8 protein-coding genes are annotated in these 6,758 nt (G+C 65.8%); 3 read left to right on the top strand and 5 right to left on the bottom strand.

Annotated features, from left to right (window positions below; all coding sequences use genetic code 11):
• The coding region (locus tag I5M_RS22655) for a hypothetical protein (RefSeq protein WP_148287943.1) at nucleotides 1–464 on the bottom strand (464 nt) is incomplete at its 3' end.
• 318 nt (nucleotides 465–782) lie between these two features.
• Here I5M_RS22655 and I5M_RS22650 point away from each other — a divergent pair.
• The gene (locus I5M_RS22650; protein WP_244432070.1) at nucleotides 783–1,508 is read left to right on the top strand and encodes a transglutaminase-like cysteine peptidase; all 726 of its coding nucleotides are present in this window, start codon (nucleotides 783–785) and stop codon (nucleotides 1,506–1,508) included.
• Nucleotides 1,505–1,819, top strand: a complete 315-nt coding sequence (locus I5M_RS22645; protein ID WP_022723492.1) for a hypothetical protein — start codon at nucleotides 1,505–1,507, stop codon at nucleotides 1,817–1,819. Before I5M_RS22650 ends, I5M_RS22645 begins: the two co-directional genes overlap by 4 nt.
• A gap of 120 nt (nucleotides 1,820–1,939) precedes the next feature.
• Here I5M_RS22645 and I5M_RS22640 read toward each other — a convergent pair whose 3' ends face one another.
• The 3 genes from I5M_RS22640 to I5M_RS22630 all read right to left on the bottom strand — a co-directional run bounded on the left by I5M_RS22640 (nucleotide 1,940) and on the right by I5M_RS22630 (nucleotide 5,736).
• Nucleotides 1,940–2,908: a sensor histidine kinase gene (locus tag I5M_RS22640; protein WP_022723491.1), complete on the bottom strand. Its 969-nt coding sequence runs from the start codon at nucleotides 2,906–2,908 to the stop codon at nucleotides 1,940–1,942.
• A gap of 185 nt (nucleotides 2,909–3,093) precedes the next feature.
• A complete protein-coding gene (locus tag I5M_RS31035; RefSeq protein ID WP_022723490.1) occupies nucleotides 3,094–3,939 on the bottom strand; it encodes a hypothetical protein in 846 nt (281 codons plus the stop codon).
• Between the two features lie 171 nt (nucleotides 3,940–4,110).
• On the bottom strand, nucleotides 4,111–5,736 hold the full coding sequence (locus I5M_RS22630) for a peptide chain release factor 3 (protein ID WP_022723489.1): 1,626 nt from the start codon (nucleotides 5,734–5,736) through the stop codon (nucleotides 4,111–4,113).
• Nucleotides 5,737–5,902: 166 nt separating this feature from the next.
• Between I5M_RS22630 and sugE the strand changes: the two genes are divergently transcribed.
• Complete coding sequence (gene sugE / locus I5M_RS22625; RefSeq protein ID WP_022723488.1) at nucleotides 5,903–6,217, top strand: quaternary ammonium compound efflux SMR transporter SugE; 315 nt, start codon at nucleotides 5,903–5,905, stop codon at nucleotides 6,215–6,217.
• A 50-nt stretch (nucleotides 6,218–6,267) separates the two neighbouring features.
• On the opposite strand, the gene I5M_RS22620 is transcribed toward sugE, so the two are convergent.
• On the bottom strand, nucleotides 6,268–6,758 hold a 491-nt coding region (locus I5M_RS22620; protein WP_022723487.1), incomplete at its 5' end, for an inorganic phosphate transporter.

The following is a 6,758-nucleotide window of genomic DNA, read 5'->3' as shown; positions in this document are numbered from 1 at the left end:
GTTCCGGCCTGGACGACATCGCCCTTGTAGACTTGATCGCCTTCGTGCAGTTCCACCGCGACGCCGTTGCGGATCGCCGTGGCGCTGCCGGACATCTTGCTGACATGGCCGATCGGCGTGCTGGCGGGCGCCCCGCCCGGCCCAGCCTGCGCCACCTCGACTTCGCCGACAAGCGCGCGGATGTTGTCCGGCGACAGCCGCGCGCCGTCGAGCGACGACAGCCATGAACGGTGAGACCCGTGGAAATAGTCGGACACGACGAAGCGATCGCCGTGCTCAGGATAGGAAATCACCAGATCGGCGCCGGCCCGTGCGTAGTGGCCGCCGAACAAAAGGCGCGCATCGGGCACGATGACCGCGTCCGCCGCCGCGTGATGTTGCAAAACGTCTACAGCTGGATGCCCAGCGCCCAAATCAGCCTCCCCGAGGGAGACATGCGAGGAGAATTTGCCGACGAAATTCAATCCGCACCTGCAATTAGTTAAAGGCTGATGACGTGAGTTAGTGTTTCGTTAGCATAAACGGGTTCAACGCCCAAGCAGAGCTGATTGTCTCAGTGTCTCAATCGATCGTTCAGTTAATCTCGGAGCCGAACCGCGATCGGGCTCCCCCGCCGACTGCTTCAAATTGAATCGATCCGAAAAACCGGCGATTCACAGCGTTTTCAGCCCGTTCGGCCGCAGAAAGGAGCCGGAAACTCCTACCTGAAATCCTCGTCCCAACGATCCGGACACGCGCGAAAGTTGTAATTCGCGCCGATGCCCGGACGGGGGCGTCAGATGATGAGTTCCGGTTTGATGATCGGCCGGCGGTTTCGCGCGGCTGTTCTGGCAGGGTTCGTGGTGGTTGCAGCATCGGTGCCGGCAGGCGCCGCGCCGATGTGGTCGTCGGTCGCTTCCAGCATAGCGGAGCCGTTCGGGATGCAGGCGACGGCGCAGCCGGACGCCGCCCTGCAGGCCAAGTGGCAGACGCTGGCGCGCGAGAGCGAGGCCGAGCAGGAGGTGCTCGCCTTGTGTGCGGAAGCTCACGAACGTTGTTCGTCGCCTGCCGCGCTGCGTTTGCTCGACATCGCCGAACAGGCCAGGTCCCTGCCCGGCCGCGCGCGGCTCGGCATCATCAACCGCGCTATCAATTTGTCGATCCGTTTCGCTGCCGACGCTGGCCCCGCAGGCCCAACCGATGACTGGAGCGCGCCGCTGGCTACGCTGCAGCGCGGTGCCGGCGATTGCGAGGACTACGCCACTGCCAAGCTGGCGGCGCTCCGTCTCGCCGGCCTTGAGGCCAACGATCTCCGCCTCGTCATCGTCCACGACGATCGCCGCGACGAGGATCACGCAGTGGCGGCGGCGCGGCTCGACGGGCATTGGCTGATCCTCGACAACCGCAAACTGGTGATGCTGGAAGACGACGCGCTCGGCGGCATTCGTCCGATCGTTTCGGTCGATGCGCTGGGCACCTGGCGGCGTCCGGGCGACCACGACGAGAGCTTCCAGATCGCTTCGAATTGATCGGCGCGCCCGGCGAGGTCTGTTCGCGGAACCCGGATTTGCCGCATTCGCTGCCGCAGATCGGCGTCATGCAAAGCCGCTCCCTGATCGTCACCGTCGTCGTGGCCGGCGCCATCGTACTCACCGCCGCACAACCCCTGCAGGCGCGTGGCCTGCATGGCTTCGGCCGTTCAGGCCTGCACGGCCTCGGAATGCATGGCGGCGGGTTCGGCCGTGGCCCCGGCCGGCTCGACCCACAGGTCGCCAAGACCATCTCCGATGAGCACGAACGGTTGCTGAAGAAGCTCAAGGACATCTGCCGCGGCTGCTAGAGCTTTTCCGGTTCTGATAGAATCAGAACCGGAGCTCTAGATTCTTAATTTGACGCGTTTTCTTCACGCGAACCGGTATCCACTTCGCTCGAAAACGCTCTAGCCGGCGGCGGCGCCCGCTCAAGCCGCGATCTCGTAGCGATAGCCGGACGGCTCGGGCGCAATCGTCACCTTGCCGTTGATCTGGGCGAGCGCCGTGCTGATCAATTGCAGCCCGAAGCCGACGCCCGTCGCGCTCGGCGGCGGCGTAGCGCAATGCTCCTGCCAGACGATCCGCAGCGCTCCGGCCTCGCGCTGCCAAGTAATCTCGATGTAGCCGTCGCGGCCGCGGAGCGGGCCGTACTTCGCGGCGTTGGTCATCATCTCGTGGAAGGCGAGACTGAGGCTGCGCGCCTCCGCGACCGTCAGCGCCAGTTGCGGCCCGTTCAGCCGGACCTGATCGCCATGCGAGCGCTGCACTACCTTCGTGAGCAGCGCGCGAAGATCCAGCGGCGGCGGACCAGCCGGGTTGAGCAGATCGTCGGCTTCGGCGATGGCGCGGATGCGGCCGACCAAAGTCTCGGCTTCCGTCTTGTCGCTCACGCCCTTGCGCACCAGGGCGGAGATGATCGCCGCCTGGTTCTTGGAGCGATGCATCACTTCGCGCGCCAGCGTGGTGCGTTCGCGCTCGAGCTCTTCGTAGCTGAATACGGTCAGACGATGGAATTGCGCGACCGCGACCACCAACAATCCGCTGAGCGCGAACACGACGGCGCTCGATGCGGAGACGCCGGCGAGTACGACCGCGGTCATCTTCGGATCGAACAGCAGCCAGGCGGCCGCGACGGAGAGCGGGATCGCAAACAGGCCGGCGCGCCATCCACCGATCAGGCTCGCAATCAGGACGGCCGGGAAATAGGTGGCGAAGACCAGCGTCGGCGCAATCAGCGCCAGCAACAGCCGCATGACGGCGGCGCCAGCCACGCAGATCAGCGCGAGCAGCAGCGCACGCCCGCTGTCGAGATCCTGCCGCGCATACAGACGACGCCAGCGCGCCAGCAGCCATTTTGCGATTTGCTGTGAACCCGCCACCCGAACGCCCCCGTCCATCGTGTAAGCCACGACCTCGGCTGGTGTCGGGCAAAACGACGGCCGAACGAGGGCGTCGGAACAGGCTGCCGGCGACTGCGAATGGCAATGTCCCGGCGAAATGTTCCAGTCGGGAACGCTACGTCACACATTGGCGCACGGCGCGATCAATTGATCGGCAAGGCGTGACGATCCGCCACGCGGCGTCAGTTCGGCGGCACGCAGCCACCGATCGCCCTGGCGCATTCATAGCCTTGCGAGGTGCACTGCTCGAGCACGCTCGTCGGCGTCGCTCCCGCGACCCAGATCACGCCGCGTCCAGTCCGCCCGTAGCCGATGAACAGGCAACCTGCATTGCGCAAGCCGTCCTTGATCACCTTGCAGGTGCGCCCACCGCCGCGCCGACGGCATTCCCGGACCGCTACGATCTCCGCCTCGTCGCGCGACCATTGCGTCCCCGAATAGCCGAGGCTGACGCGAGCTGCGCCGTTACGCATGTGCCAAAGGCCGGCGGCGACGGCGATCCAGGCCTGCCGCCGCGGCGAGGCGGCCTGCGGCGCCGTCGGCATACCCGGGACCTCCGCGAGCTTCTGCTTGCCGTCGAAATACGAGATCTTGGTACACGGATCGGCGCCGACTCCGCCGCACTGACTGCCGTGCAGGTCGAGCAGCATCGCCGGCGTGCCGCCGTGCTTGATGAAGCTGATGCCGCGCACGTTCATGTCGAGTTCGAGCGAGTACGTGCCGTCGGCGTGCGACGCGTAGACCTGCGTCAGGCAACCGGCGCTTCCACAGAAGCTCGAGGACATCTCCCCGCATTTGGCCTGGCCGTAGTCGAGCACGTAGTCGTCGCGGGTGTCGCCGTTGACGTCCTTGCGGGTGACGAAACCGCTCTCGAAACTCAGCCGGTCGGGTGAGCAGGCTCGCTGCAGGGTGTCGACGGAACGGCGGATCGAGGGCGGCAGATCCTGCAACTCGTCACCGCGGGCGGGGCCGACGATGGCGATCAGCAGGCTGACGACGGTCGCTAGTCGCGATGAAATTCCAGCCACGTCATGGTCCGGCAATGTACATACTACGCCGTCGATCGTAGCGGCACAGGTTGCCGGTGCAATGCCGCCGCGACGGTTCGCGCCTCTACGTTAGTCGCATCCGCGAACTTGATCCGCGCGCCCATCGCCCGCGCAATGACGCAACGGCCCGGCGAGGCGCGCCGCCCTGTCTCATCCCGCCTTCTTGACGTCCTTGATCTCGGCGAAGGTAATGCCTTCGGCGCGGTCGCGGGTGTAACCCAGATAGAACTCGTTCTTGGCCAGGTACACCGGATCGCCGTCGACATCGTCGGCGATCGACGAGCCGTTGGCGGCGATGAAGGCATCCAGTTTCTTGCGGTCGTCAGAAGCTATCCAGCGCGCCAGCTGAAATTCGGAGACTTCGAAATCGACCGGGAGCTGATACTCGGCGGCAAGCCGGGCCTTCAGCACGTCGAGCTGCAGCGGGCCGACGACACCGACCAGCGCCGGCGCGCCGTCGCGCGGCCGAAACACCTGCACGACGCCCTCTTCGGACATCTGCTGCAGCGCTTCCTTCAGCTTCTTGGCCTTCATCGCATCGGTCAAGCGGACGCGGCGGACGATTTCCGGGGCGAAGCTGGGCACGCCCACGAAGGTCACGTCCTCGCCCTCGGTCAGCGTATCGCCGATGCGCAGCGTGCCGTGATTGGGAATGCCGACCACGTCGCCGGCGAACGCCTCGTCGGCGACCGAGCGATCCTGGGCAAAGAAAAACTGCGGCGACGACAGCGGCATTGCCTTGCCGGTACGCACCAGCTTGGCCTTCATGCCGCGCGTCAGCTTGCCCGAGCACAGCCGCGCGAAGGCGATACGGTCGCGGTGGTTCGGATCCATGTTGGCCTGGATCTTGAACACGAAGGCGCTCATCTTCGGCTCGTCGGCGGCGATCTTGCGCGCGCTGCTCTCCTGCGCCCGCGGCGGCGGCGCGTAGCGGCCCAGGCCTTCGAGCAAATCGCCGACGCCGAAATTGCGCAGTGCCGAGCCGAAATACACCGGCGTCAGATGGCCCTCGCGAAACGCCTCGAGCTCGAACGGCTTGCAGGCCTCGGTGGCGAGTTCGAGTTCCTCCTTCACCGCGGCGACGTCGAGATTGGGGTGGCGCTTGCCGAGGTCGTCGATGCTGATCTGCTCGGCCGCGCCGGTCTTGGCGCCGCCGCCGTCGAGCAGCCGCACGCCGCCGTTCAGCACGTCATAGGTGCCGAGGAAGTCGCGGCCGCGGCCGACCGGCCAGGTCATCGGCGTGGTGTCGAGCGCCAGCGTCTTCTCGATCTCGTCCAGGAGATCGAAAATCTCGCGGCTCTCGCGGTCCATCTTGTTGATGAAGGTGATGATCGGAATGTCGCGCAGCCGGCAAACCTCGAACAGTTTTCGCGTGCGAGCCTCGATGCCTTTCGCCGCGTCGATCACCATCACGGCGCTGTCGACCGCCGTCAGCGTCCGGTAGGTGTCTTCGGAAAAATCTTCGTGGCCCGGCGTGTCGAGCAGGTTGAACACGAGCCCCTCGAACTCGAAGGTCATCACCGAGGTGACCACCGAGATGCCGCGCTCGCGCTCGATCTTCATCCAGTCCGACCGGGTGTTGCGGCGCTCGCCCTTGGCTTTGACCTGACCGGCCAGGTTGATGGCGCCGCCGAACAGCAGCAGCTTTTCGGTCAGCGTGGTCTTGCCGGCGTCAGGATGCGAGATGATCGCAAAGGTGCGACGCCGCGCCACTTCCTGGGCGAGCGAAACCGGAGCATGGGATGGCGTTTCCGCCGCATGCGCGACGTCGGGCATTGGTTCGGACATGGGTTGAGGCTGTGGCAAAGAAACCCGGCGCAATCAAGGGCGTTGCGGCGGGACTTTCGCACCGGTTGGTCGCTGGCGAGCGCCCGCCTCCGGTCTCATATGGGGCACCAATATCCCGGTCCAAGTGACTGGATGGGCTGAAGGAGTTCGAGCAATGGCGTGGGCGATCCTGTTCGTGGCCGGGCTGATGGAGATCGGCTGGGCGATCGGCCTGAAATACACCGAGGGCTTCACCCGCCTGGTGCCGTCGGTGCTGACGCTGGCCGCCATGGCCGCCAGCGTGATGCTGCTCGGTCTGGCCCTGAAGACGCTGCCGATCGGCACCGCCTATGCGGTCTGGACCGGGATCGGCGCCGTCGGCACCGCCGCGCTCGGCATCGTGCTGTTCGGTGACCCGGCGACCGCCGCCCGCCTCGGCTGCATTGGTCTGATCGTCGCCGGCATCATTGGGCTGAAGCTGGTGACGTAAGTACCGCCTATCCCCGTCATTGCGAGCGACGAAGCAATGACGGAGCAGTCTCAGGGCAGAAGCCGCGCCGCCCAATACGCCACCGCGGCCACCAGGGCCGAGGCCGGGATGGTGATCACCCAGGCATAGACGATCGAGCTGGCGACGTTCCAGCGCACCGCCGACATCCGTCGCGCCGCGCCGACGCCGACGATGGCGCCGGTAATCGTATGAGTTGTCGACACCGGCACGCCGAGGAAGGTCGCGGCGAACAGCGTCGCGGCGCCGCCGGTCTCGGCGCAGAACCCCTGCATCGGCGTCAGCTTGGTGATGCGCAGGCCCATGGTGCGGACGATGCGCCAGCCGCCCATCAACGTGCCCAGCGCCATCGACGCCTGGCAGGCCAGCACCACCCAGAACGGCACCGAAAATTCGCTGCCGAGATGCCCCTGCGAGTAGAGCAACACGGCGATGATGCCCATCGTCTTCTGAGCGTCGTTGCCGCCATGGGCGAGCGAATACAGCGACGCCGAGGCGAATTGCAAGATACGGAAGGCGCGGT

It is taken from the genome of Rhodopseudomonas sp. B29 (assembly GCF_000333455.1).
Classification (GTDB): domain Bacteria; phylum Pseudomonadota; class Alphaproteobacteria; order Rhizobiales; family Xanthobacteraceae; genus Rhodopseudomonas.
This window is presented reverse-complemented; position numbering and strand designations above follow the sequence as displayed.